This window comes from Pseudomonas rhizozeae, assembly GCF_031583775.1.
Taxonomy (GTDB): domain Bacteria; phylum Pseudomonadota; class Gammaproteobacteria; order Pseudomonadales; family Pseudomonadaceae; genus Aquipseudomonas.
Window position 1 is genome coordinate 1 of record NZ_JAVLSB010000075.1, and the last position, 26460, is coordinate 26460.

Sequence of the window (26460 nt, forward strand, 5' to 3'; positions counted from 1 at the left end):
TTGCGCACGATCGGGTTGCCGGTCAGCTCGCTGCCGATGTCGCCGGCGCTGCCCGTCACCACGCTGAACACACCCTTCGGAATGCCGGCGCGCTGCGCCAGTTCAGCCAAAGCGAAGGCGGAAAACGGGGTTTGCGAGGCCGGCTTGAGCACCATGGTGCAACCGGCGGCCAGGGCCGGGCCGGCCTTGCGAGTGATCATCGCCGCCGGGAAGTTCCACGGGGTGATGGCGGCGGTGACGCCGATCGGCTGCTTGATCACGATCAGGCGCTTGTCCGGCTGGTGGCCCGGAATCACGTCACCGTAGACGCGCTTGGCTTCCTCGGCGAACCACTCGATAAAGGACGCGGCGTAAACGATTTCGCCCTTGGCTTCGGCCAATGGCTTGCCTTGCTCAAGGGTCATCAGGCGCGCGAGGTCGTCCTGGTTTTCGATGATCAGCTCGAACCAGCGACGCAGTTTATTGGCGCGGTCCTTGGCGGTCAGCGCACGCCAGGCTGGCAGCGCTTTGTCCGCGGCTTCGATGGCACGGCGGGTTTCGGCAGCGCCCATCTTCGGCACGGTGCCCAGAATTTCACCGGTGGCCGGGTTATTGACCTTGATCGTCTGACCATTGTCCGCATCGACCCAAGCGCCATCGATAAAGGCTTGCTGGCGGAATAGCTGAGTGTCTTTGAGCTGCATGATGAACTCCGATTTCAGTACAGAAAGAACGGCGGCACCGCAGTGCCGCCATCAAGACAAACGGGACTCGAGAGATCAGACCAGCGCACTTCTTCTCTTGAGCTCACCGTTGAGGATGAAGTCATTTTCCGAGTAGTCCACCGGGCAATCGATCACGTGCACGCCCGGCTCGCTGAGGCAGCGCTGCAGCAACGGCAGGAAGCCCTCGGCGCTTTCCACGCGATGGCCCTTGGCACCGTAGCTTTGCGCATACATGACAAAGTCCGGGTTGCCGTAGTCCAGGCCAAAATCGGTGAAGCCCATGTTCGACTGCTTCCAACGGATCATGCCGTAGGCGTCGTCGCGCAGGATGATCACCGTCAGGTTCATCTTCAGCCGTACCGCGGTTTCCAGCTCCTGGCTGTTCATCATGAAACCACCGTCACCACACACCGCGACCACCGGCCGATCCGGGTACACCAGATGCGCCGCCATCGCCGACGGCAGGCCGGCGCCCATCGTCGCCAGGGCGTTGTCCAATAACACGGTGTTGGGCTTGTGCGCCTTGTAGTTGCGGGCGAACCAGATTTTGTAGATGCCGTTGTCCAGCGCAACGATGCCTTCGGACGGTAAGGCGCGGCGAACGTCCGCCACGAAGCGCTGCGGGTAGATCGGGAAGCGGTCGTCGTCAGCGCCTTCGATGATCTGCGCTTCGTTGGCTTCGCGGATCGCCATCAGCCGGCTGAAGTCCCAATGGTCCTGAATCTGCAGCGCTTCGCCGATCTGCCACACGGCGTTGGCGATGTCGCCGACCACTTCGATTTGCGGGAAGTACACCGGGTCGACTTCAGCTGAACGGAAGTTGATGTGGATCACTTCGGTGCCGCCACGGACCATGAAAAACGGCGGCTTTTCGATGACATCGTGGCCGATGTTGACGATCAGATCGGCGGCCTCGACGGCGCGATGGACGAAGTCGCCAGCGGACAGCGCGGCGTTGCCGAGGAAGCGCGGATGGCGCTCATCGACCACACCCTTGCCCATTTGCGTGGTGACAAACGGGATGCCGGTATCGTCGATCAGTTGCTTGAGCACCTTGGCCGTCATCTTGCGATTGGCCCCGGCGCCAATCACCAGAATCGGACTGCGGGCGGCTTGAAGTTTCTGTACGGCGGCATCGATCGCCTTGTGTTCGGCTAACGGACGACGATGCAGGCTCGGCGGCACCGGCATACTCTCGGTCTGCTCGGCGGCGATGTCTTCCGGCAACTCCAGATGCACCGCGCCAGGCTTTTCTTCTTCCGCCAGGCGGAAGGCTTCACGCACGCGCCAGGGGATGTTGTCGGCGGACGCCAACTGATGGGAATACTTGGTCAGCGGCTGCATCATGCCAACCACATCTAAAATCTGGAATCGGCCCTGCTTGGACTTCTTGATCGGTTTCTGGCCGGTGATCATCAGCATTGGCATGCCGCCCAGATAGGCGTACGCCCCGGCTGTGACCAGGTTGGTCGCACCCGGGCCCAGGGTCGACAGGCTGACGCCGGTCTTGCCGGTCAGCCGGCCATAGGTGGCGGCCATGAACCCTGCGGACTGCTCGTGGCGAGTCAAAATCAGCTTGATATTGGAGCGGCGCAACGACTCCAGCAGGTCCAGGTTTTCTTCACCGGGAATGCCGAACACGTACTCGACACCTTCGTTCTCCAGGCATTGCACAACGACATCCGCGGCCTTGGCCATTTCTGCACCTCGATATGTGTGAGCGCTTGCGCGCAATGTAAAACCTTACATCAGCGGCAAGCGCTATTTCACAACGGCTAATTGATTTGAAGCCATCCACCTCTTGAAGCACTGCGTTCCCGGCCAACGGTGGCCTCGGAATCGTTGTCCTCGCGGATTAAAAAGTGCCGCCTTCAATATGGTAGACCGTCGGCTCTTCGGAAAAATATTCCTCCAGGCCCAGCATGAAGATCCGATGGTCTTCACTGACTTCAAAGCCTGGAGTGTGATCCTCCAACGAAGCCCAGCGCACGATCAGGTTAAAGCGCTCGGGGGTTTCAATCCCTGGCGAGAGCAAGTGGCCGCCGTAACCCTTGGCGCGGGTGAGTAACGGCGCGACGGCGGCAAATGCTTGCTTGAATGCTTCGGTGCGTTCTTTGTGAACGGGCAGCACAGCGATCTCGTAAATCATGGCGATTCCTCAAAAATGACGTGAACGGTTGATGGGGCGCGCTTACGGGATCAGCGAGGGTTCGATCGCGATCACAACTTTGCCTTGCAGGCCGTTGTTGGGCGACTCCAGCCGTGCGTGGGCGAGGCCGAGGTCGGCCAGCGAATAGACCGCGCCAATGTGTGGGCGCAACTGACCGCGCTCTACCAATGTGCTCAATTCATCCAGCTTGCCGCGGTTCTGGCGGGTGAACACAAAGTGATAGCTGGCGTTCTTGCCCCAGGCCTGGATCAGGTTTTGCGGCTTGGCAATGTCCACGATCGAGACCACGCGGCCCAGTTGAGCGAGCACGTCAGGGCTGCGAGTGAGGGTGTCGCCACCGATGGTGTCGAACACCACATCCACACCTTCGCCACCGGTTTCGCGCAGGATGGCTTCGACGTAATCTTCTTTCTCGTAGTCGATGACCACATCGGCGCCCATCTTGCGGGCGAACTCAAAGTTGTCTTCACGAACGGTGGTGTAAACCCGCGCGCCAATGGCTTTGGCCACTTGGATCGCAACGTGACCGACACCGCCCGCACCGCCGTGGATCAGAATGCTTTCGCCGACTTTGAGTCCGGCGCGCACGGTCAGCGCTTCCCATACGGTCCCGCCCACCAGGGTCAGGCTGGCCGCTTCAAGGTGGCTCAGCGATGGCGGCTTGTGGCCGATGATGCTTTCGTCCGCCACGTGGTATTCGGCGTAGCTGCCTGGGCCGTCGAAAATTTGCGGGGTGTACCAGACTTCGTCGCCCGGGGCGAAGCTCTTCACGCCCGGCCCGACTTCTTCGACAACGCCGGATACGTCGTGCCCGGTAATGGCCGGCAGTGGCACGTAGTCAACGTAATCGCCACGGCGTACTTGATAATCCAATGGGTTGATGGAGGTCGCGTGGACCCGCACCAGGACTTGGCCCGCACCTGGAACCGGCTTAGGCACTTCGCTCAGTTCAAACGCTTCGGGGCCGCCAAATGCTTTCAATATCATCGCTTTCATGGGTAACTCCTCGTATCGATAAACAGGGATATCGAGATATTTCGATATCGTGCATTAAAAAATTTACAGTTCTGTCCCTATTGCTTCGGCAAATGCCTTGATAGCTGCTTCATTACGCTTGTAGTAAGTCCACTGACCGATGCGCCGGACATCAACCAGGCCCACACGCTGCAACGTCGCCAGGTAACCCGACACCGTCGACTGCGACAGCCCGATGCCTTCCTGGATACTGCTGACGCAAACTCCCACCACGAGAACATCCCCTTCATCCTGTGGAGGGAAGTTCTTTACGGGATCCTTCAGACCTTTCACGATTTGAAGACGTGTAGGGTTCGAGAGGGCTTTGAAGATTTCGATAATGTCCATGGGCCCGATATTATCGAGATTTACCGATATGTCAATGCGCATTGTATTAATTTGCCGATGAGCGGTTACGTTCAATGGCGAGCGCCTTAAAAAATGCTCGACCCGTCGGGGTTTCTGCTTTTTTCAGCCTTCAACAAGTCCCGATAAATCCACACATCATCAAAAAATATTGATCGGATAATCCACAAATACACGCACTTCGTTACCGCTGACGTTGTACTCACTCGACTTCTGCGACACGCGCAAGAACGAGCTTCGCAGTTTGACGCTGAGGTCTTTGACCGGGCCGCTCTGAACCACGTACTTGAACTGGTTGAAGATTTCGCGCTCGGTACCGCCCTCGCTGGTCGAGGTAGTGATGTTGTCACCGCGCACGAAGGCAAAGTTGTAGCTCAGGCCTGGCACGCCAAACGCGGTGAAGTCCAGGGCGTAGCCCAGTTGCCAGCTGCGTTCATCCTCGGCGTTGAAGTCAGACCAGTAGGAATTCGCCAGGTAGATCGTGTTACCGCCGTCGCCGACGCGCCCCTGATCTTTTTGATAGCCGCTGAAGGCGTAGCCCAAATTGCTATCACCCGTGCTGCGTTGGTGCGCCACGGTGAACGAGTGAGGACCGGTGGCGAAGGTCGCGGCCAGGCTCCATATCTTGTTGTCGTCGCCAGTGGCGCCTGTTTGGCGAACATAGGCATTGTCCAGCTTGGTGCGATAGCCATTAAAGTCCAGGGACAGGGATTGATCCTTGTCGATCGGGAACACGTAGTTGGCATTGACGTATTGCTTCTTGAGCACGTCTTCGACGTCGGAGGCGTAGACCGCGCCCTTGAACTGCTCAGTAAATTGGTAAGCCGCACCGGCCACGTTGATCGACTTCAAGCCGCCGCTGTCACGGCCTTCCGCACTTTTGCGCGATTCGGCGGTGAAGCGACCGGCGTTCAGTTCCAGCCCTTTGATTTCCCGGGAGGTGATCAGGGTGCCGGTGTAGCTTTCCGGCAACAGTCGAACGTTGTGGTAGCTCAACACCGGCATGGCGGGCATCTGGTCGCCATAGGTCAGCGTGGTGCTGGAGAAGCGGAATTTAACCGCCGCGCCGCCCTTCGACAGGTCATCAGGCGCACTGCCGCTGTCGCCTTTCTTGAAGAAATCGATGCCCTGCGCACCCGTCCGCCCCTTGCCGCCATCCAGACGCAGTGCATAGAGACCGAAAACGTCAACGCCTACCCCGATGGTTCCCTGGGTGAAACCCGACGAAAAGGTACCGATGGCCGCCTGGCCCCATTCGGCCTTGTCCTCACGACCGTCTTTGTAATCACGACTGATATAGGCGTTGCGCAACAGCACATTCAGGCTGCTGTCCTTCACAAAACCCTTGGATTCGGCCTGGTCGTTTGCCATGACCTGCGTTGCGCTCAGCATTCCCAGCGCAAACACACTGCTTCGTTTGTTCAACATAAATTTTTCCTGGTAAAGGGTTGATACGCACTTTGGCCAACAGCAGAGAAAGGGCTAAGCGCCCACATTTCGTGCCGAGAATGGTGAATCTAGGAACCTGCATATCGAGATATATCGAGATATATCGATTCAACCAGTTAAAACTACAGCGCTCTCTCACGCTTCTGAACAACTCAATGAGTTCCATGCGCGGATCTTATCGAGATTTATCGATATGTCAATGCGAGTAATCGTCCTGAATTTACTCGGGCATTCGAGCTGTAGAAGCGCGGTCGTGACTTCCGACGACTTTTCCTACCCGCCTGCTGCCTATCGTGGCGAGCTACGGTCTACCTTGCCAGCAATAAACCGAAAGCGCGGTTAATTTAGGTATTGACATATCTATGAATCTCGATATCCTCGTATCCATGGAGCTGATCAATGTGACGACAGCCCTCTCAGTACCGGATCGCCTTGAAATGTTGAAAGGCTTGAAGGACACGAGAGCTGCCCTTCCCAGGTGAAGCAAACCTGCTCATTGGGACAGGTGCATCGATCACGGGTCTACGAACACGCGCAATGAAGCTGCAATCTGCCTGTTCGTAGAGTCCCTAAGGAAAGAGATGGCTTTTTTACCCTAATATATCGATATATCTCGATATCCCTTTTTATAGATGTGAGGAATTAATCATGAAACGTCAATTTCTGCTTAGCGTGTCCTTGACCCTTCTGACTAGCGCAGCTTTTGCGCTGCCAGCCAATGAAAAAGCTACCCCACAAGTGAAGGCGACTCCTTCAGTGTTCGGCCACACCGTCGCCGCTGACGGATACGACCGCACCCCCCAAGGCCAAACCCTGGCCGAACGTGATCACGATCATTTGAGAGCCAAGGGTTCTGTCAATGGAGACGACTCGGATCGCGCCCAACATCGTCACACCTTGGCAGCCGACGGTTACGACCGCACTCAAAAAGGCAAGACCGTGGCTGAAGGTGGGAACGATCGCCTGAAAGAAAAGGGCCTGATCACTCAAGACAGTTCAGACCGCACCCCGCAAGGCCGGTACCTGGCAGCTGACGGTTACGACCGCACCCCGCAAGGTCGGACCGTGGCTGAAGGTGGTGGTGACCGTGTCATTAAACGCAACCGCGGTTTGAGCTGAGTTCATGGCGAAGTGCGAAAAAAGCCCAATCTCCGGATTGGGCTTTTTGACTGTACAAGCGATGGGCACCGTGCGGAGCCGTCCGGAGAGGAATCATGAGCACATGCATTGAGTCTCAGGTCACTGTTAAAGCTGGAGGTTTCAGCTTCCAAAGTACCTATGTGTGGTTGTCAGTAATGGTTTTGCTGTGGGGCAGCAGTTGGCCCGTGACCAAAATCGCACTGTTCAATATCCCTCCTCTGTGGCTCGCATCGATCCGCTTTTCCAGCGCCGCACTTTGCCTGTTTCTCTACCTCGCGGCGCGTGGCCAGCTTAAATTGCCAGTGGCTAAAGACCTTCCAATCATCGCGAGCGTCGGTTTTTTGCAGATGATGGCTTTCACCGGGTTAGGCATGGTGGCCATGGTGCATATCGACACCAGTCGTGCGGTGCTTCTGGCTTACACCACTCCTCTTTGGTGTGTTGTTGCGGCGTTTGTCGTTTTTCGCGAATCGCCCTCTCGCCTGCAGGTTGTCGCATTGACAGTCGGTTTGATCGGCGTGGCAGTCGTCTGCTCGCCCGGAGAGCTGGATTGGGCATCCGAAGAGACCGCGATAGGCGCAGTATTGTTGCTGTTAGCCGCCATCAGTTGGGCCTTTGTTATTCTTCACGTCAAAAAGCACACCTGGGTTTCGTCTCCCCTTGCACTGGCGCCCTGGCAAATGCTGCTCGCGACTGTCCCGTTGACGGTGGCAGCTTGCGTCATGGAAGGCTCTCCAACTCAGATTGACTTCAACGCCGAGAGATTGGCAGAAATCTTCTTCATCGGCCCTGTCGCCACTTCGGTGTGTTTCGTTATCTCGGCGGAATATGGAAGAAGGATTTCAACGTTTGGAATGTCGAACTTCACATTGGGCGTTCCTTTGACGGGTATTTTGATTTCCTGCCTGGTTTTAGATGCCACTGTCTCTGGCTTGTTTTTACTGGGACTTGCCCTTGTCATCGTGGCTGTCGTGATGTCCGCACTGGTTGCACGTAGCGACAAATAGGACATACGGCGCAGGTCCCGGGCTGCGCCCTAGTGGCTCGCGACGGCGATGGCACGCGCTAAACAGACCGATCATTACTTATGAAACATGTTCCCCCACCGCATCCCGTTCCACCTGCTGCGACAGCGGCCGAGCCACCTCCTCCAGGGCTCGCCGCTCCGCCGCCACGCCCCAGATCGCTTGCACCACCGCCGCCGCGCACATGAGCGCGGCGCCGATCAGGTAACCAATCAGCAAACTGCCGCGCTGCTGGGTCTCGATCAGTTGCCCGAACAGCGTCGGCCCGAGGATGCCGCCCAGGCCGGTGCCGAACGCGTAGAACACCGCGATGGCCAACGCGCGGATTTCCAGCGGGAAAGTTTCCGCTACGGTCAGGTAGGCCGAGCTGGCCGCTGCCGAGGCGAAAAAGAAGATCACCATCCACGCCGCCGCTTGCTGGGTGACGTCCATCCAGCCGCGCTGAAACGCATAGCCATTGAGCGCCAGCAGAATCCCGGAGATCGCGTAGGTGGCGCTGATCATCACCCGGCGGCCAATCACGTCAAACAGCCGCCCCAGCAGCAGCGGTCCGCAGAAGTTGCCCAGGGCCAACGGCAGCACGTACCAGCCGACATGCGCGGCCGGCACCTGATAAAAATCGGTGAGCACCAGGGCATAGGTGAAGAAGATCGCGTTGTAGAAAAAAGCCTGCGCGGTCAGCAAGGTCATCCCCACCAACGCCCGGCGCCTGAAGCTGACGAACAGCGTATGGAAAATCTCCGCCAGCGGCGTATGGTCCCGGGCGTGCAGGCGCAGGGGTGCGCTGGTCAGCGCGGGCAGTGCATGACCTTGCTCGCGCAAACGCGCTTCTATGCCTTCAACGATGCGTCGCGCCTCATCGTGTCGGCCATGGATCAGCAACCAGCGCGGACTCTCCGGCAGCCACAAACGCATCACCAGGATCAGCAGCCCCAACGCCGCGCCGATGCCGAAGCACAGGCGCCAGCCGAGGTCGCCGCCCACCACGCTCGGGTCCAGCAACACGATCGCCCCGCCAGCGCCCAGCGCGGCGCCAAGCCAGAAAGTGCCATTGATGGTCAGGTCGACCCAGCCGCGATAGCGCGCCGGGGTGAATTCCTGGATGGTCGAGTTGATCGCCGTGTACTCGCCGCCGATGCCCATGCCCGTGAGGAAGCGGAACAACAGGAAGCTTTCCAGATTGAAGGAGAACGCCGTCGCCGCCGTGGCGCCGACGTACAGCCATAAGGTGATGAAGAACAACTTGCGCCGCCCCAGGCGATCGGTCAGCCAACCGAACAGCAAGGCACCGAGCACGGCGCCAGCGATGTAGGCGCCGCCGGCCAAGCCAATGTCGACGTTGCTCATGCGCAACTCGGGGCTATCCTTCAGCGCGCCGGACACCGAGCCGGCCAAGGTCACTTCGAGGCCGTCGAGCAACCAGGTGATGCCCAGCGCGAACACCAGCAGCGAATGAAAACGGCCCCACGGCAAACGGTCCAGGCGTGCTGGAAGATCGGTTTCGAAGACTGCCCCCTTCTCACTCATGCCAGGTCCATAACCTCGAATACGCCGCCGTGTCATCACAAGGAACAATAGACGCTCTGCGCGCCCGCCGCTGAAATAGAGCGCTCTGTTGGAAACATTGATGCATCAGCCCCGCCAGTTTTATCAGGAGACCCCATGCGAATCGTGTTTTGCGGCGAGACCTTTCCCGATGCCGCGAAAGTGTTACGCCAGACTCTACCGGCCGATGCAGATGACGAAATCGTTGTCTGGCCAGGCGATGACCTCAACACATTGCCCGCCAATATCGATGTGCTGATCCCGAAAATGCACCGTGTCGATGCGAACCTGCTGCAAGCAAGCCGTTGCCGTCTGGTGCAGCAATGGGGCGTAGGCCTTGAGGGCGTCGACCTGCGGGCCGCCGACGCTCTAGGCGTGCCGGTTGCTAACGTGCCGGCCGGTGGCGGGAACGCAGACTCCGTCGCCGAGCACGCGGTGCTGCTGATGCTGGCACTGCTGCGAAAATTGCCGCAGGCACAACGCAATGTTCGCGACGGTGTGCTTGGCGCACCGACCGGCACCATGCTCGCCGGCCGCACGGTGTGCATCTACGGCCTGGGGGCGATCGCCTTGCCTCTCGCCAAACGGCTCAAGGCGTTTGACGTTAGGCTAATAGGCCTGACCCGCACGCCGGACGCTGCCAAAGTCGCCGACTATGGTTTAAGCGATTGTTATTCGTTGCAGCAAAAAGAAGCCTGCCTGAAACAGACCGATATTCTATTGGTGTGCGCCCGCCTGTCGTCTGCAACCCAAAACAGCATCGCCGCCGAGGACATCGCTCACCTGCCTGCGGGTGCACTGCTGATCAACGTGGCACGTGGCGGTCTGGTTGAAGGAGCGGCGCTGATCAACGCGCTGCGCAGTGGTCACCTGGCCGGCGCCGGGCTTGATGTGTATTGGCGTGAACCGATCGAAGTGGAGCATCCGCTCCTGCACATGGACAACGTTATCGCCACGCCACACATCGCCGGCATCACTCTGGACTCGCTCAACGATATTGCCAACGGCGTCGCCGAGAACATCAATCGCCTGCGCGCTGGCCTGCCGTTGCTAGGCGTGGCGAATCTACTGTGAGCGATGACTAACTTCGCGGCGCCATTTCACAACGGCGCCGACTTGAATCCACAAAGCACTGGCTCGCGCTAACAAGCGCTAACAGCGAATAACTGGTGATCAGGCAGGCCAGGCATCACCCTTGGGTCGCACAACTGCAGCATGGCGACACGCATGGGTGGCCATCGCCATGAGCAGTTGAACCGATGACTTAAGAAGGAGCCCATCATGGCCGAAGGTTTTCGCCACAGCTGCCTGGGCGAGGTTGCGCGCCTGGGGAACGACGAACTGCTCGCCTTGATGGCCGGTGTCGGCAGGCATGACCGGCAGGCGTCACGTCGCTTGATCGCAACGGTACAGCCGCTGCTGCTGGCCTTTTATGAAGGCCAGGCACTCGCCCGGCGCATCAAGTGTGAAGATGTCGCCCACCTGGTCCAGCAAACCTTCGACGCCCTCTATCGGCAAAGCACCAGCGATGACCCAAGCTTGCCGTTTCGCGCGTGGCTGATCGAGACCGCGCGCAGCACGTTGCTCGACCACCTGCGCAACCAGGACGCGGCCCCCTACATCACTGTCGACACCTTGGCCGTCGCGTCTGCACACGACCAGCAAGATGCGCTGAGCGCCCATTGAATCACGCTGCTAACGCCGTCCTTTTTACGTGGAAACGCCCATGATCAGCATCGAGAAAGTCCTCTATACCGGTCGCACCCATACCACCGGTGGCCGTGAGGGAGCCGGGCGCAGTGATGATGGTCGCCTGGCGCTCAAACTCACCCCGCCAGGCGCGCCCGGCAACGGTACCAATCCTGAACAGCTGTTCGCGATCGGCTGGTCAGCCTGTTTTCTGGGAGCCCTGCGCCACGCGTGTAACGCACGCCACATCAGTTTCCCGGCCGGCGCTGCGGTCGACGCTGAAGTCGACCTGGTCCACGGCGAACAAGGCTTTTTCCTGCAAGCGCGGCTTACCATCTCGTTGCCGACCATCGAACAGGACATCGCGCAGGCACTGGTCGACGCGGCTCACCAGAACTGCCCCTACTCCAAAGCCACCCGCAGCAACCTCGACGTCAAGTTGTCGATCGCCTGATTCCCTCTCCGTCTCTCCCGACAAATCGCCCCGCTGCCCTGCCCGTCACGTCTGTCGGCGGGCCACGCGCACTTGAACGTTCGATCAAAACACCTATCATGCAAACTTGCGCGCGGGTCCCGTTATCCAGCAAACCACAGATTATTCTCAGAGAGCACGCCTCGTGGAGTCTTCCCCGGACGAATTGCCCGAATCCTTGTCCCTGCAACTCGCTTTCGGACCATTCTGCGTTTCGCCGGGCAAGCGACTGCTGACCAAACATGGCGCCGTCGTGGAGATCGGCGGGCGGGCGCTGGACTTGCTGATTACCCTCATCGAGCGCCCGGGGCGGGTGTTGTCCAAGCGCGAATTGATCAAACTGGTCTGGCCTGACATCGTCGTCGCAGAAGGCAGCCTGCGGTTCCACATGACCGGGTTGCGGCGCATCCTCGGCGATGGCGAAGACGGCGCGCGCTACATCTCCACCCAGGTCGGCGTCGGTTATGCCTTCGTCGCGCCCATCGAACGCCTGCCACCCCAGCTCGCCGTTGTGCCCCCTCAACCACGGGCGGCGGAAGCCTCAGGCAAACGCCTCGCCAGCAACGTCGGCGCCTTGCCGCGACGCGGCCGGCTGATCGGGCGAGACGGCGATATTCAACTGGTGATCGATCGCCTGGCAAAACCGACGCTGTATAGCATCGTCGGCCCTGGCGGCGTCGGCAAAACCAGCCTGGCGGTCGAAGTTGGCCATCGGATCGGCGCCGCGCGCAACGAGCCCGTGCATTTCATTGACCTGGCTCAGGTCGAGACCCCTGCCCTGATCCCGTCGTCGCTGGCCGGCGCGCTCGGTATTCCCGTGCAGGACGAAGACCCGATGTTCGTACTGCTGGCGCATCTTCGCGCCAGCCGGCTGTTGCTGGTCCTTGACAACTGTGAGCACCTGATCGATGCCATTTGCGCCCTGGTTGAGCAGATCCGCGAGGCAGCGCCAGACGTAGCACTGCTGGCCACCAGCCGCGAACCATTGCGAGCCCTGGGTGAACAGGTCCACTGGCTCGGGCCACTGGATTTCCCCGGCGAAGCGGACGCCTTGAGCGCTGATTCGCTACTGGCGTTCGCCGCGGTGAGACTGTTCGTCGAGCGCGCGACTTCAGGTAACGCATCGCTGGTGCTGCAAGCGGGTGATGCGCAAATGATTGCCGATATGTGCCGACGCCTCGAGGGCATGGCGCTGCCTATCGAACTCGCCGCGGTGCGCGTGGCCACCCATGGCGTGCGCGCAACCCATGCTTTGCTTGGCGAGCGCTTTTCCCTGGGCTGGTCCGGGAGGCGTACAGCGCTGCCTCGACACCAGACTCTGCGGGCCATGCTCGACTGGAGCTACGCGCTGCTCTCGGAACAGGAACAGCAGGTGTTCGATCGGCTGGCCATTTTCATCGGGCCGTTTTCCCTGGAAGCGGCCTCGCACATCCTCGCCGATGCGCACCTCGACAGCGTCACTGCGGCGGCCACGCTCGACGCACTGGCCTCCAAGGGCCTGGTCAGCGTCGATCACAGTGAAAGCCTGGCCGCCTATCGTCTGTTGGAAATGACCCGCGCTTATGCTCGGGAAAGACTCACGGTGCGCGGGGATGCTGAGGTTCACGCCCTGTCGTTGCGCCACGCCGTGTACTTCACCGACCTGCTCGGTCGCCTCGGCAGCCTGCCCGGCGAAATATATGAGAGTGCCTCACGGCTCGCCAGCCAACTGGGCAATATCAGGAGTGCCCTGGAATGGAGTTTTGGTCCCCAGGGTGACCCGGGGCTGGCCTTACCGCTGGCAGCGGCCAGCGCGCCATTGTTCCTGCACTTCTCGCTGCTGGTGGAATGCCGGGCCTGGTGTTCCCGGGCGACTGAATTGCTGGAGCTGGGCTACTTCGGTACGCCCACCGAAATGGAGTTGCAGGCGGCGTTGGGTCTGGTGTTGATGTTCACCCGCGGCAACAGCAGAGCCGCGCACACCTCACTGCTCAGGGCCCTGACCATTGCGCAGGAACTGGGCGATCACTGGTCGCAATTGCGGCTGCTCGGGCGCCTGCAAATTTTCTCCGAACGCATTGGCGATTTCCCCTCATCGCTGGCCTGGGCCGAGCAGGCCGTCGACGTCGGCAAGCGCATCGGCAAACCGGAAGCCATCGCCGTCGCCGCCTCGCTGGCGGGCATTTCCCATCACTTGCTGGGCAACCAGCCGCTGGCGCGGCAGGAGCTGGAAAAATCACTGCGCAACAGCCTGCCATCGGAACGCAGCAGCACCCTGCATTATGGTTTCGACCATCGCAATCGCACCGGACTGGCATTGGCGCGCACGTTGTGGCTATTGGGTTATCCCGATCAGGCCCGCCACTGGGCCGAGCACGTCGAGGCAGAAGCCGCCGCACTCGACCACTGCGTGACCCACTGTATTGCGCTGGTGTGGACCCTCGGTATTTATATCTGGACCGGCGATCTGGACAAGGCCACCGCCGGGCTGCTGACCTTCAGCCGCATTGCCGAGGCCAACGCATTGGCCCCCTATGTGGCGGCCGCCATGGGCGTGCAAGGCGCCATCGCCATACGCGCGGGGCGTCCGGATAATGCGGTGGCATTGCTGGAGGAAAGCCTGGCGCGCTTGCAGGGCATGCGTTACGAATTGCTGACCACCGCGTTCGAAATCTCCCTGGCCGAAGGGCTGATGCTGAGTGGCCAACACGCAAAAGCCCTGGCCCAAGTCGAGCGCACCATCCACCACTGCCGCGAAAGCGGCGACGCCTACGCGCTTCCCGAGCTGCTGAGAATCCGCGCGGCAGCCCTGAAGACGCTCAACCCGGCCGATGCCCTGACGGTCGAAGCAACACTTGAGGAATCGCTCAGCCTGAGCCAGCAGCAAGGTGCCCGCTCCTGGACGCTGAGGGCCTCGATGGACCTCGCCACACTGTGGCTGGAACAGCATCGCGCGGCAGACGCCAAGGCATTGCTCGATGTGTGCCGGGCGAACGCATCGGAAGGTTACGACACCCTGGACATGACTGAACTGGAACGGCTATGGCGCAGAACTTTGGCAGAAATCACCGCACCCGACCCAGGGTCGCCCGAACTCAACTGAGACCGGACGCCAGTTGTGAACCCATCTTGATCAGATCTGCCAACGAACGCGCTTTCATCTTGCGCATGACCTTGCCGCGATGGGCCTTGACCGTAATCTCGCTGATGCCCAAGTCCGAAGCGATCACCTTATTCATGCGCCCCGCGACCACCATCGCCATCACCTCGCGCTCACGGGCCGTCAAGGTTGCGTGAGCGTCGCGCAGCGAGCGCAAGCCGTCCTCGCGATCCAGCGCGGCCCGGCTGCATTCCAGCGCGTCGGCGATGGCGGTCAGCAACACATCGTCGTTGAACGGCTTGGTCAGAAACTCAACGGCACCGGCCTTCATCGCTTGCACCGAACGCGGAACATCGCCGTAACCGGTGATAAAGATGATCGGCAGTTTATGGCTGTCACCGGCAATCGCACTCTGCAAGTCTAGGCCATTAAGGTCGGGCAGGTTGATGTCGAGCACCAGGCAACTGGGGACGAGGGGTCGGGGTTCGGCGAGAAACGCCTGGGCAGACTCGAACAGTTGCGGTCGCCACTGGGCGTGGCCGATCAGCAACTCCAGCGACTCGCGCACCGAGACATCGTCGTCGACGACAAACACAATGGGCGTGGGTGTCAGCACTGGTTTTTCATGGCCAGCGGTTGCTCCAGTCTTCGCGTTCAACAGCCACCTCCTCGTTATGACTTGACGGTCAATGGACCGGCAGTGCGGCGCTGAGGGCCCTGAGCAGAGCGGCCTCACTGAAGGGTTTCATCAGGCACTCCACCGCCCCCTGACTCATCAAGTACGGGCGCCGGTCGGCATCACCCAGCGCCGTAATGAAGATGATCGGGATAAGGCAACGGCGCAGGGCAAGTTCTTTCTGCAAGTCCGGCCCGGACATGCCCGGCATCGAAACATCAAGGATCAGGCAGCGGGTTTGATCGAGGTATTGCGACAGCAAAAACTCCTGCGCCGAGGAAAATGCCTGAACCCTGAACCCGAATTCCTTCAGCAAGTCCGGCAAGGCTTCGCGCACTGACTCGTCGTCATCCACCACCGATACGAGCAAAGGCATGTCCATTAAAACCCCTCCCTGGTGTGATCGGCGTGGCTGACAAGGCCCGGCTCGCGAGCATCGTGAGCGTCGGCGATGTGATCGTCGGCTGTGGCAAAAGGAATCGAAAATCGGAACGTGGCGCCGGGCTCGTCAGTGTTCACGCATGCCCGAAGCCGCCCGTGGTGCTTGTCGATGATGGACTGACTGACCGACAAACCGATTCCCATGCCCGAACGTTTGGTGGTGTAGAACGCATTGAACAGACGCTCGGCATCCTGCGGATCAAACCCGGGGCCGTTGTCCTTGACCTCGAGAAACGCGCTATCGCCGTGCCGCCCGGTGCTCACCTGCACATGCCGCGCGCGATCAGTGATGCTGTTCATCGCTTCTTTGGCATTCAACAGCAGGTTGAGGATCACCTGCTGCAACTGCACCCGATCACCTCTGACGGGCGCCAGCCCTTCGGTAAATTCAGGCTGCACGATCACTGCGCTTCGCTGCATTTCGCCCCACAATAGCGCGATGACTTCCCGCGTGGCCTCGTTGAGATCGACGTCTTCAATCTCGATGCTTTTTTTCATGAACAACACCCGCAGCCGATTGATGACATCGGCCGCGCGGTTGCCATCACGAATGGTGCGCCGGGCGGTTTCCAGGGCGCCAGTGACATTCGGTGGCTCAGCGCCGAGCATGCGCAGACAGGTGCTTGCATTGGTGATGATCCCCGCCAGCGGCTGATTCACTTCGTGCGCAATCGACGCCGTCAGCGCACCCATGCTCGCGACCCGGGCCAGATGCGCCAGCTCCGAGCGGACCTCGCCCAGCGCGGCTTCGGACAAGCGTCGCTGAGTGACGTCCTGCAACGCAGCGATGTATTCGAGCCCGCCCTCGGCATCTCTCATGGCATGGGCCACGAGGTGGATATGCTTGACCGTGCCGTCGGGCAATTGCAGGCGATGTTCATGCTCGAAGCCGTGCCCTTTCTTGCGCTGGCGCTCGATCATCTCTTTGTAGCCGCAGAGATCGTCCGGGTGGATGCGGGTGCAGATGAAGTCCAGGGTCGGCGTCACGCTCGGCTCCAGATCAAGGATCCGGTAGACCTCCTCGGACCAGGTGATCTCGTCCGAACTGACGCGCCACAAAAAGGTGCCCGTCGAACTGAGCCGCTGAGCCTTGGCCAGGAACGCCTCGCTCTGGCGCAATGCTGCTTCCCCACGGGCCCGATCGATGGCGATGCTTGCGAGGTGGGTGAATTGCGCGATCAGGTTCTGCTCGGTCACCCCAGGCTCTGCCGGCTGCCGATAGAGAATCGACAGCACACCGGTGACGTTGCCACTGATCGAGGTAATCGGCGTCGACCAGTTGGCGCGCAAGCCCTGGGCCAAGGCACACGAACACCACGGCAGCCAGCGGGTTTCGCGTGCCAGGTCACTGGAAATCACTTGTTCATTACGCAGGGCGACCCGCGAATCCGGGCAGGCATCGGCGTCCACGGGGCGCCCGTCGAGCCCTACTTTCAGGCTCGGCGGCAGGTTCGGGGCCGCGCCCGGCAGCATCCGCAGGACGGCTTTTTGCGCCGGATGCGGATGCTTGAGATCAATCTGCACGATGCTGCACACCCCGCCGTCGAAACTGGCTTCTGCCAACGTGCATAGCGCCTCCAGAATCAGTCGTAGTGAGGCACCTCCGGCAATCATGCCGAGCAGGTGCTTTTCGCCGGCCAGCAGCATTTCCGCGCGTTTTCGATCTTCGATATCGGTGTTTTCCCCATACCAGCGCACCACTTGCCCCGACTCGTCGCGCTCGGGTACTGCGCGGATCAGGAACCAGCGGTAGACGCCGTCGATGCGCCGCAACCTGGCCTCGAACTCACCGGGTTCACCGGTCTGCACCAGCGCCAGCCAATACGCCGCCAGCGCACCTTTGTCATCGGGGTGAATGGAAGTCGTCCAGCCAGTGCCGCACGCGTCGCTTAACGCGATTCCGGTGTAGTCGCACCAGCGCTGGTTGATAAAACTGACATTGCCATCGGGCGTGGCGCTCCAGACAAAACCGGGCACCGCATTGATGAGGCTGCGCAACCGGGCTTCGGAGGCACTGATGTCCATCAGGGCCTGGGCGATCAACGCTTTGTCGCGCTTTTGTTCATCGATGTCGACGGTGATCACCCACCAGCGGATGATCCGCCCCTGCTCGTCGCGCATCGGGCGGCCGTTCGCCATAAACCAGTGGTAAGCGCCGTCCGCGCGACGGATGCGCTGCTCTTCACAAAAGACCTCGCCGGTTGCCACCGCGTGCGTCCAGCGCTCAATGACCCGGGCACGATCATCGGGGTGAATGATGTCACTCAGTGTCCAGTTCTGCAGCGCTTCAAGGGTGGTACCCATGTAGTCCAGATTGTGGATGTTGACGCAGGCGAGTTCGCCGCTGGGTGTCATCAGCGAGACCAGCGCCGGAATGCTGTCGATGATCGTGCGCAGTTCGGCCTCCGCGACTTCGACGGGGGGCGCCACCGCGCATTGATCCTCAATGTCGGTCAGCAACCCGCACCATTTGGCAAGGGTGCCCTGGGCATCGGTCACAGGGTTTACCCGCAGGACGAACCGGCGATAGACACCATCGGCACGCCGCAGGCGTGCCTGGATGTCCCGAGGCTCGCGGGTGTGCAGGATCGCGTTCCAGCGCTCGACGACCGCTGCCCGATCGTCCGGATGAAGGCAGGCCTGCCAGCCAGAGCCCATTGCGTCGGTCCGGTCGCGACCGGTGTAGCGACACCAATAATGATTGACGTCATCGACATACCCATCGGCCAGGGCGGTCCATGCCACGCCCGGCAGCCAGTCGACGATACGGTCGAGTTCGTTATCCATACCGGTCCTGTATCTGCGTTCGCCCTTCGCTGAGAATGCCGCCCCCGGGGTCGGCGCGCCAATCATACCTTGGTGTCGCCTGCGACAATCAGTGTAGCCGCGCCGGCTCGGTGCCGGGATTCGATACCTATGTGTTATCGCAGGCGGCCATGGATTTTGATCTGATTTAACGGCGACCTCGCTCGCGGTTTTTCATGGCCGTAACGCTGCAATCACACTCATAGGTTCGACGAAGTCAGGAGACGGTCATGACGGTCGGGAGAGCGCTGTATACCGCCAGGGTACACACCAAGGGTTTTCGCGATGGAGGAACGTCGCGCAGCGATGACGGTTGCCTGAACATCCGCCATGCCCTGCCTGGCTTCAATAACCACGGCACTAATTCGGAACAACTGTTTGCCGCCGGCTGGTCAGCCTGTTTCGACGCCGCCCTGGGGCTGGCGGCCCTTAAACTGAACGTCACGCTGCCGAACGATGTGTCGATCGATGCGGAAGTCGATCTGTGCTTCAGCGGCGAGGCTTACTTTCTGCGTGCGCGCCTGAACGTCAATTTACCGGGGGTCGACCGCGACATTGCGTATCAGTTGATCGAGAATGCGCACCAGACCTGCCCCTACTCCAAAGCCGTGCGCGGCAATGTCGAAGTGGGGCTTAATCTCCTCTGATCAACATCCCGATCGCCCCCATCAGCAACGTTGTAACAGGATATGCAATGAGCGGTGCCACGGAGCAAACGCAATCTGAGACACGTGCAAAAGCGCACAACCGGTGGACGGTTATCGGCCTGTGCATGCTGTTCAACCTGATCAACGGTCAGAACGCCTTGGCCATGGCGTTCGTGGCTTCCACTGTCTCCGCGCAGTGGCTGCTCAGTGGCTTGCAGCAGGGCGCATTATTGAGCGCGAGCCTGATCGGCATGGCAGGCGGATCGATGTTCGCGGCACCGCTGGCGGATCGGCACGGCCGCCGCCCTTTGTTGGTCGCCAGCCTGTTGCTCAGCGCCAGCACCATGGCGCTGTCATTCTGGTGCGACGGCCCTTGGTCGCTCGGGTTGCTGCGTGGCTTGACCGGTTTGGGTGTCGGGGCGGTTCTGGTCGGGGCCAATGTACTGACCCACGAATACGCCAGCGAGCGACGTCGTAGCCTGGCGATTGCCCTGCAGTCCCTGGCCTTTGCCCTGGGCGCAATCCTGGGAGGCTTATTGGCCCACGTGTTCAGCGAAAACGCTGGCTGGCGCTACGTGTTTCTCGCTGGCGGTGCGCTGACCTTGGCGGCAGGGTTGGCGGGGGCCGTGTGGCTGCGTGAATCATCGCAATTCCTGTCCCTGAAAGCCTCACCCGCTCACGCTCGCCGTCCGCGTCGCGGGGGCCATCGAGCGCCATTGTCTTCGCGCCAGTGGCGTGAAACCTTGTCCCTGGCGGCGGCGTTCTTCCTCGTCATGTTCTGCTTTTATTTCGTAGTGAGTTGGACGCCAACGTTGTTGATCCAGGCAGGAGCGTCCGAACAGCATGGAATTGAAGGTGGCATGTTGCTCAACCTGGGCGGCATGCTCGGCGCATTGCTCATGGGGCTTGCGGCCAACCGGTACGGCACCCGGCCGCTGTTGGTAGGGTGCCTGGTGCTCAATGCCGGGCTGATGAGCCTGATGGTACCGGCCACGCACCTGTTGGGCGTGGCCATCAGCCTGGGGTTCAGCATCGGTTTGTTGCTCAACGGCGCCATCGCCGGTCTCTACACCCTGGCACCGCAGAGTTTTAGCACCGGCGAGCGCGCCAGCGGCGTAGGCCTGGTCGTCGGGGTGGGTCGACTTGGCTCGATCCTCTCGCCGTTGATCGCCGGCTTGCTACTGGATGCCCAATGGAGCCTCCAGGCCTTGTTCTCGTTTTATGCCGGCAGTCTGTTGCTGGCAGCGTTGGTGGTCGGTCGGCACCCGCCTCGTTGAAGCCAGCACAGCAACGACTGGCTAGCGCTCGGAGGCTTTCACAGAGACCATCAGGGCGCGTATCGGGTGAAGACAAAATCATGGTTCTGCACCCGCGCCTGATGACAGGCGAAACAGGTCTGGTGCTGCGCCTCGTCCGCCGGCTTGCCGTTGACGAAGCGGCCGAAACCCCAGCCCCCAGTCGTGGTATATTTCTTCGAATCCTTGACCATGACCTGCACAGTGGTCGCCGCGCCGGGGATGGATGCCGGCTCGAATTCCGGTGACTGGATATGCTTCCACGCCAGTTTCACCAACACGGTGCCGTCAGGAAACGGCAGCGTTTTATCCTGATAGGCCTTGATCGCCAGGTCATTGCCGAGCACCGCCCGCAGTTCATCCAGCGGCGCGGCTTCCTGGGCCGGGGCAATCAACTCCCACTTGCGATAACCGTCGGGAATCGTCACGCCGTAGATCGGTGACGCCTCACCGCCGCCCTCCCCCACAGCAACGGCGGTCGTCGTCAGCGCCACCGCGGCCAAAGCAGCGGACCAGCCCGCCAGATGCTTGAATGTCATGTCTGCGCTCCTTCGAGGCCGCGATCACCCAGGCAACGGCGCCCGGTTCGCCAGTGCGGCCCACACAGGCTGATCACACCATAAGGGCGGCGCCGGGACGATTGCACGAAGGTGTCGGTGTCGAAGATTATTCGCAGCCCAGTGGCTGAATCGAATCCAGCGCGAACTCGAAACGGACCGCCTCGGCGATGCCGCTGATGACATCATTCACCAGCCACTGCCCCTTCTGCGCACTTGAGCCTCGCGCCGATGACAGCACCCCACTGGCAGGCACCCACTCAGTGCGCGTGGGATACATGTCATAGACCGGGAACTGCGCGGGCCCGTGATCGGGAATCTGGTCGAGGCACACCAGATTCGGGAAGTAATGCAGCATCATCGACGTTTCAATTACCGATGCGTGCTCCAGTGCAATCCCCGGAAAACCGTCCGGAAAAATTCGGTCGAGTGTCGGTGATTTCACGAACTCCCAATGCTCGAGGCGCATGACCTGCAGTCCGCTTTCCGGGCCTATATCGCGCAGGGCCAGTTCGATGCCTTCGGTGACAAACCACTGGTTTTCATAATGACCGATCACTAGCACCAGACGCTTTACGCCATGGCGATGAAACTCGCGCACGGCATCGCGGACCATGGCACTCAACGTAGCGCCGTCGACACTGGTGGTCCCGCAGAAGTGCTGGCCTCCGCCACATTTTGGCTGTGACTTGTAGCCATAGGACAGTGCCGGGGCGACGATGCCGTCTATTGCCCTGGCGACGTCTTCACTGATTGCACTGGCCAACAATGCGTCGGTGCCCAAAGGCAAATGTGGACCGTGCTGTTCGGTGGCGCCGATCGGCAACATGACCACCGCGCCCGATTGCACGCGGCGCTCATAGTCGACCCAACTGATGTTATCCATCCTGACGTTATTCATGGCGGCGTTCCCGTTCTGAGGGTTGGCATGAACGCCCCGGCGCCCGCTCGCGCCGGGAGGATCACGTTTGGCTTAGGCTCGCGCCGGATACCAGGCTTCGGGTTCCGGATAATCCCAGTCCGAAGGGAAGGCATAGGTTTCAAACACCGTGGTGGTATCGGCCTCGGTGCCGAAGAACGCGAAATGATTGACCCCCATCCACGAGCCTGACTGCACGCATTTGAAACCGCGGCGCGTCAGTTCGGTGATCCGCGCCTCAAACGGAATGTTGTTGCAGTCGTAGGCAACGTGCTGGATGCCTTCGCCATGCTCCTCGAGGAAGTCGGCGAAGATGGTCGGACCCGACACCGGCTCCATCAACTCCCAGACCATGTTGCCGGACTGCGCAAAGCAGACTTTCAGAACAAATTCGGCCGGTTCGCCGTGGTACGTCTGGTTTGCAGTGTTTTGCGGGCTGAACGTGTAGACCCGCCACGGGCCGATCCCCAGCTTGAGCAAACCGTCCATGGTGCGCTGGTGGTCACGGGTGACGATCGCAATCTCCACCACGTTCCCCAGAAACGCGTCGACCTCGCTTCCAGCATTCAAGGCTGTCAGTACGTTAGTTTGTTCAAGATGAAGCATAGTTGATTCCCTCTTCTGTATTTTTCAATGAACTAATACATTGCGCTTACTTAGCCAGCACTGACCCAGTGGCAACTTCCGCACGGCGCGAGCGATGCAGTAAATAGTAAATTCCACCGCCCACGCTAAAACCTGCCAGCCAAGACAAATCAACTCCGCCCAAGGCCATGGCAAGCGGTCCTTGCAGCGATTTAATGGTGCCAACTTGAAATAACCAGGCTGCAAGCACCCCCAGCGCCAGTGCGAATACGCCTTTCCAATTCACATCGGAACATGCACTTTCGGAGTGATGGCAATACAGCGATTTCAAATCCACCTGACCACGGCGAATCAAGAAGAAATCCACCAGTGTGATACCCGCCCATGGACTGATCCACACCACGAAGAACACCATCAGGTTTTCAAATGCATGCACAAACTCGGCGGATTGCAGGAACAGATACAGCATCAACAATGCAACCACGCCCGAGACCATCGAAACCGCCCAGCGTGGCACGCGCAGATCCAGCGACAAGGTTGCCAGTGCCGCGGAGTAAATGACCACGATGTTGGTAGCGACCGGGCCATGCAACAACACCAGCAAAACCGGCAGTGCCATGGTGCCGAACACCGCAATGATCAATTGCGCTGGATCCGAACCTGCACCCGCGGACGCAATCGCTGCGCCCAGAAAAGCCAGCCATACGGTGGGCAGGAACATGCCCAGGAAGGTCGATCGGAAGACTTGGCCATCCGACAATCCAGTCCGTGTAAACCGGGTGTAGTCCGACGCATACACCAACCATGAAATGCCCCAGCCAATCCCGATCGCCGTCATCAGGCTGCTCATGGCCGACAGCTTGCCGAAGCCCTGTAGGGTGGATGCCTGCCACTGGACATCCACGTGGGCAAAGGCCAGAACCGTCATTGCCACCATGATCAACAGAATGACCGGCATGGTGTAGCGCTCGAAAATCTTGATCGCATTAAAGCCCCAGGCCGCGATGCCCACCTGGAGAATCATGACCGCCAGTGCGATCCCGTACTTGAGTTCCATCCCCCCACTGATGCCCATTTTTTCCAGCGCCGCCACGGCAAGATCGAGGACGATCCAGGTGTTGGTGGCCACCCAACCCATGGGCATCAGCACCTGCATGACAGTGGGAAGGTAGGCGCCGCGACGGCCGAACGCCAATCGGGACAGCACCATCTGCGGCACGCCGGTGCGATGTCCCATGATGCAGATGCCGCCGAACAGCGCCGCGCCCATGAGGTTGCCGACCACAACCACGAACAGCGTTTCCCACAGGCTCAAACCCAACTGAATACCGATAGCGCCGAGTACCCAGTTGATCGGCGCGACGTTGGCCCCGGCCCAGATCCAGAACTGGTCCAGCGGTGTCGAAGTGCGCTGGCTATCGGGCACCGGCGTAATGCCTAGCGCATCATAATTGGCCGGGCTGGTTGGTTTTATTTCCGCAGTGCGATGGTTTGCCATTGTTGTTTTTCCTCGCTGACCGGCGATCGTGTATATCGCCCCGGACCATTAAAGCGAGGTCTTTGAGTTAAAGTAATTGATAATAACTAAAAGAACTTTTAGAAAAATTAACGCGTTAAATTCTGCTCAACAACCCTGAGAATTCCCCAGACACAAACGTGTTTATTCATTAGAAAATCATAACCAACACTTATGCAAAGATGCGAAATTCACTGATTGAGCTTTATTCAACACACTTCAAATATTCGTCAATAGCGTGTCCCCCACGATCATGGCCAACTAATGCAGCCACTGAGGTAATTTCGCCTCACCTGCAGAGGAAGTGTTACATGACCACCCTTCTCCATATTGATGCCAGCGCACGATCCGATCGCTCACTGAGCCGTAAACTGTCCCAGGCCTTTGTCGACGCATGGGTCGATGGCGACGCAAGGACTCACGTCATCACCCGTGATGTGGGGCACAACCCTCCTCCGTTCACCACTGAGGCGTGGATCGCTGCGGTGTTTACGCCCGAAGAGCAACTGACGCCGGAAAAACGCCAAGCGCTTCGCCTCTCGGACGAATTGATCGACGAGATCGACCGCGCCGATGTCATCGTCATGGGTACGCCGATGTACAACTACGGCATGCCGGCCGCCCTCAAATCCTGGTTCGATAGCGTCATTCGCATCGGTAAAACCTTCACCTTTGATCTGGGGCGCGGGGATTTCCCGCTCGAACCCATCATGAGCGGCAAAAAACTGATTGTTTTGTCTTCCCGGGGAGAATTCGGATTTGGCCCGGGTGGCGTGCGCGAATCCATGAACCACCTGGACACGCATATCCAGACCTGTGCTCACTACTTGGGGGTGAACGAAACCCACGTCATTTCCATCGACTATCAGGAGTTTGGCGACACCCGCCACGAAGCGTCGATCGCCGATGCATTTGATGCCGTCGCGCAACTCGTCAAGCAACTGGCCGAAGATCGCCAACGTCAGCTTTCGCCTGCTTGATCAACCGATAACGCCGCAAGAAAAAGGAACCAGCATGATCACCCTGCTGCAAACCGCTGAGCAATTGAGCAAAGGCCTGACGACGCCCGATGAGTTGATCGAGTCGGCATTGGCGGCGGCCAACCACTCGGCGCATGTGTTCATTACCGTACTGCAACAGCGCGCTATCGACGATGCGAAGGCCTCGACACGACGTTGGCAGCAAGGGGCGCCGTTGAGCCCTTTCGACGGGATCCCCTACGCGGTCAAGGATTTGCTGGACGTGTTCGGCAGTCGAACAACCGCCGGGTCCATCACTCGCGTCGACGCACCGATGGCGGTCGAGGATGCGCACGTTATTGCAACGTTGAGCGCACTGGGCATGATCCCGATGGGGAAAACCAATCTCACGGAATTTGCTTACTCCGGGCTCGGCGTGAATCCGCATTTCGGCACGCCGACCTGCGATCTCGCAGTCGACGAAAGCCGTGTTCCCGGCGGCTCGTCCTCGGGCTCGGCCATCGCTGTGCAACGCGGAGTCGTCAGTTGCTCCATTGGCACCGACACGTCTGGCTCGATCCGCATTCCGGCGGCGTTCAACGGGCTGGTCGGTTACAAGGCTTCCACTGGGCGCTACAGCATGGCCGGCGTGCATCCCCTCGCTGTCACGCTCGACAGCCTGGGGCCGCTGGCCCACACCGTAGCGGATTGCGTCGCGCTGGATGCAGCGATGCGCGGCATCCAGGACGTCGCCACCGAGACTGCCGACCTGTCCCGACTGCGCTTTGTGATCGACGACGGCGTCCTGTCTGACCCCGCGTTGCAATCCGCCGTCCGGCACAATCTTCTTTTGATAATGGAGCAGCTTCGTACCGCCGGCGCTCAGGTTGAACGGCGGACGGTGCGAGCGGTGGCCCGCACCCGAGAGCTCATTGCACGCGAAGGCTGGCTGGGGGCAATCGAAGCCTGGCGATTGTTGGGACCGATAGTGGAAGGTCCGCAAGGGCACAGGATGGACAGACGCGTACGGCATCGTTTGCGCGCAGCCAAAGACATCGCCCCGGAGAACGAAACCCGGATCCGCCATGCGCGCACAGAGCTGATGGCGGCCATGCAGCAGGAACTCGATGGCGCCATTTTAGTGCTGCCGACGGTCAAGCATGTCGCTCCGCCCATGGCGGCGCTGTCGGCTGACGACGAGCTGTTTGCACGCGTAAACCTTGAGACCCTGTCATTGACCATGATTGGCAGCCTGCTGAATATGCCGGGGGTGGCAATCCCATCCGGCACGGACAGCATCGGCCTTCCCACTTCCATTTTGTTTTCGACGACCCAGGGGTGCGACGACGCTTTACTCAGCGCCTGCCTGGCGATCGAAACAAGCCTTGATGGCGTCTGATAGCGCGG

General features: G+C 60.0%; 24 protein-coding genes. 10 read left to right on the top strand and 14 right to left on the bottom strand.

Annotated elements, in window-relative coordinates; all coding sequences use genetic code 11:
* From RG836_RS26000 to RG836_RS26025, 6 genes are all read right to left on the bottom strand, one after another.
* Nucleotides 1-683, bottom strand: a 683-nt coding sequence (locus tag RG836_RS26000; RefSeq protein WP_310850643.1) for an aldehyde dehydrogenase family protein, incomplete at its 3' end; no start/stop codon positions are given.
* A 75-nt stretch (nucleotides 684-758) separates the two neighbouring features.
* A complete protein-coding gene (locus RG836_RS26005) occupies nucleotides 759-2402 on the bottom strand; it encodes an acetolactate synthase large subunit (protein WP_310850645.1) in 1644 nt (547 codons plus the stop codon).
* 157 nt (nucleotides 2403-2559) lie between these two features.
* A complete protein-coding gene (locus RG836_RS26010) occupies nucleotides 2560-2853 on the bottom strand; it encodes an antibiotic biosynthesis monooxygenase family protein (RefSeq protein ID WP_310850646.1) in 294 nt (97 codons plus the stop codon).
* Nucleotides 2854-2895: 42 nt separating this feature from the next.
* Complete coding sequence (locus RG836_RS26015; RefSeq protein ID WP_310850648.1) at nucleotides 2896-3870, bottom strand: zinc-dependent alcohol dehydrogenase family protein; 975 nt, start codon at nucleotides 3868-3870, stop codon at nucleotides 2896-2898.
* A gap of 63 nt (nucleotides 3871-3933) precedes the next feature.
* Complete coding sequence (locus tag RG836_RS26020) at nucleotides 3934-4236, bottom strand: ArsR/SmtB family transcription factor (protein WP_310850649.1); 303 nt, start codon at nucleotides 4234-4236, stop codon at nucleotides 3934-3936.
* A 159-nt stretch (nucleotides 4237-4395) separates the two neighbouring features.
* The gene (locus tag RG836_RS26025; protein ID WP_310850650.1) at nucleotides 4396-5682 is read right to left on the bottom strand and encodes an OprD family porin; all 1287 of its coding nucleotides are present in this window, start codon (nucleotides 5680-5682) and stop codon (nucleotides 4396-4398) included.
* A 669-nt stretch (nucleotides 5683-6351) separates the two neighbouring features.
* Here RG836_RS26025 and RG836_RS26030 point away from each other — a divergent pair.
* Both RG836_RS26030 and RG836_RS26035 read left to right on the top strand, forming a co-directional pair.
* Nucleotides 6352-6822 (top strand): hypothetical protein, encoded by a 471-nt coding sequence (locus RG836_RS26030; protein ID WP_310850651.1) that lies wholly within the window; start codon nucleotides 6352-6354, stop codon nucleotides 6820-6822.
* 95 nt (nucleotides 6823-6917) lie between these two features.
* Entirely contained in the window at nucleotides 6918-7850 is a 933-nt protein-coding gene (locus RG836_RS26035) for a DMT family transporter (protein WP_310850652.1), read from the top strand.
* A gap of 78 nt (nucleotides 7851-7928) precedes the next feature.
* On the opposite strand, the gene RG836_RS26040 is transcribed toward RG836_RS26035, so the two are convergent.
* The gene (locus tag RG836_RS26040) at nucleotides 7929-9395 is read right to left on the bottom strand and encodes an MFS transporter (protein ID WP_310850653.1); all 1467 of its coding nucleotides are present in this window, start codon (nucleotides 9393-9395) and stop codon (nucleotides 7929-7931) included.
* A gap of 135 nt (nucleotides 9396-9530) precedes the next feature.
* On the opposite strand from RG836_RS26040, the gene RG836_RS26045 reads away from it, so the two are divergent.
* The 4 genes from RG836_RS26045 (at nucleotide 9531) to RG836_RS26060 (ending at nucleotide 14656) form a co-directional block, all read left to right on the top strand.
* A complete protein-coding gene (locus RG836_RS26045) occupies nucleotides 9531-10487 on the top strand; it encodes a 2-hydroxyacid dehydrogenase (RefSeq protein ID WP_310850654.1) in 957 nt (318 codons plus the stop codon).
* Nucleotides 10488-10694: 207 nt separating this feature from the next.
* Complete coding sequence (locus RG836_RS26050) at nucleotides 10695-11099, top strand: RNA polymerase sigma factor (RefSeq protein ID WP_310850655.1); 405 nt, start codon at nucleotides 10695-10697, stop codon at nucleotides 11097-11099.
* Nucleotides 11100-11139: 40 nt separating this feature from the next.
* Complete coding sequence (locus tag RG836_RS26055; RefSeq protein ID WP_310850656.1) at nucleotides 11140-11556, top strand: organic hydroperoxide resistance protein; 417 nt, start codon at nucleotides 11140-11142, stop codon at nucleotides 11554-11556.
* 163 nt (nucleotides 11557-11719) lie between these two features.
* The gene (locus RG836_RS26060) at nucleotides 11720-14656 is read left to right on the top strand and encodes an ATP-binding protein (protein WP_310850657.1); all 2937 of its coding nucleotides are present in this window, start codon (nucleotides 11720-11722) and stop codon (nucleotides 14654-14656) included.
* Here the strand turns inward: RG836_RS26060 and RG836_RS26065 are convergent.
* Genes RG836_RS26065 through RG836_RS26075 form a run of 3 tightly spaced genes read right to left on the bottom strand, consistent with a single transcriptional unit; the run spans nucleotide 14649 to nucleotide 18557 of the window.
* Nucleotides 14649-15314 (bottom strand): response regulator transcription factor, encoded by a 666-nt coding sequence (locus RG836_RS26065; protein ID WP_409078111.1) that lies wholly within the window; start codon nucleotides 15312-15314, stop codon nucleotides 14649-14651. The two genes, RG836_RS26060 and RG836_RS26065, sit on opposite strands and share 8 nt — an antisense overlap.
* A gap of 25 nt (nucleotides 15315-15339) precedes the next feature.
* Nucleotides 15340-15711 carry a response regulator transcription factor gene (locus tag RG836_RS26070; RefSeq protein ID WP_310850660.1) on the bottom strand — a complete coding sequence of 124 codons (372 nt, stop codon included), beginning with the start codon at nucleotides 15709-15711 and terminating at the stop codon, nucleotides 15340-15342.
* Nucleotides 15711-18557 (bottom strand): PAS domain-containing protein, encoded by a 2847-nt coding sequence (locus RG836_RS26075; protein WP_310850661.1) that lies wholly within the window; start codon nucleotides 18555-18557, stop codon nucleotides 15711-15713. Before RG836_RS26075 ends, RG836_RS26070 begins: the two co-directional genes overlap by 1 nt.
* A 248-nt stretch (nucleotides 18558-18805) precedes the next feature.
* On the opposite strand from RG836_RS26075, the gene RG836_RS26080 reads away from it, so the two are divergent.
* Together RG836_RS26080 and RG836_RS26085 are read left to right on the top strand one after the other, a co-directional pair.
* Nucleotides 18806-19222 carry an Ohr family peroxiredoxin gene (locus RG836_RS26080; protein WP_310850662.1) on the top strand — a complete coding sequence of 139 codons (417 nt, stop codon included), beginning with the start codon at nucleotides 18806-18808 and terminating at the stop codon, nucleotides 19220-19222.
* A 47-nt stretch (nucleotides 19223-19269) separates the two neighbouring features.
* Nucleotides 19270-20499 (top strand): MFS transporter, encoded by a 1230-nt coding sequence (locus RG836_RS26085; protein ID WP_310850663.1) that lies wholly within the window; start codon nucleotides 19270-19272, stop codon nucleotides 20497-20499.
* Between the two features lie 50 nt (nucleotides 20500-20549).
* Here RG836_RS26085 and RG836_RS26090 read toward each other — a convergent pair whose 3' ends face one another.
* From RG836_RS26090 to RG836_RS26105, 4 genes are all read right to left on the bottom strand, one after another.
* Nucleotides 20550-21056, bottom strand: a complete 507-nt coding sequence (locus RG836_RS26090; protein WP_310850665.1) for a cytochrome P460 family protein — start codon at nucleotides 21054-21056, stop codon at nucleotides 20550-20552.
* 127 nt (nucleotides 21057-21183) lie between these two features.
* Nucleotides 21184-21975: a creatininase gene (locus tag RG836_RS26095; protein WP_310850667.1), complete on the bottom strand. Its 792-nt coding sequence runs from the start codon at nucleotides 21973-21975 to the stop codon at nucleotides 21184-21186.
* Nucleotides 21976-22047: 72 nt separating this feature from the next.
* Nucleotides 22048-22599 carry a VOC family protein gene (locus tag RG836_RS26100; RefSeq protein ID WP_310850669.1) on the bottom strand — a complete coding sequence of 184 codons (552 nt, stop codon included), beginning with the start codon at nucleotides 22597-22599 and terminating at the stop codon, nucleotides 22048-22050.
* 46 nt (nucleotides 22600-22645) lie between these two features.
* Complete coding sequence (locus RG836_RS26105; RefSeq protein ID WP_310850671.1) at nucleotides 22646-24076, bottom strand: purine-cytosine permease family protein; 1431 nt, start codon at nucleotides 24074-24076, stop codon at nucleotides 22646-22648.
* Nucleotides 24077-24405: 329 nt separating this feature from the next.
* Between RG836_RS26105 and RG836_RS26110 the strand changes: the two genes are divergently transcribed.
* Both RG836_RS26110 and RG836_RS26115 read left to right on the top strand, forming a co-directional pair.
* A complete protein-coding gene (locus RG836_RS26110; RefSeq protein WP_310850672.1) occupies nucleotides 24406-25074 on the top strand; it encodes an FMN-dependent NADH-azoreductase in 669 nt (222 codons plus the stop codon).
* Nucleotides 25010-26452 (top strand): amidase family protein, encoded by a 1443-nt coding sequence (locus RG836_RS26115; protein ID WP_310850673.1) that lies wholly within the window; start codon nucleotides 25010-25012, stop codon nucleotides 26450-26452. The genes RG836_RS26110 and RG836_RS26115 overlap by 65 nt, the downstream gene beginning before the upstream one ends.
* Nucleotides 26453-26460 lie beyond the last annotated feature (8 nt).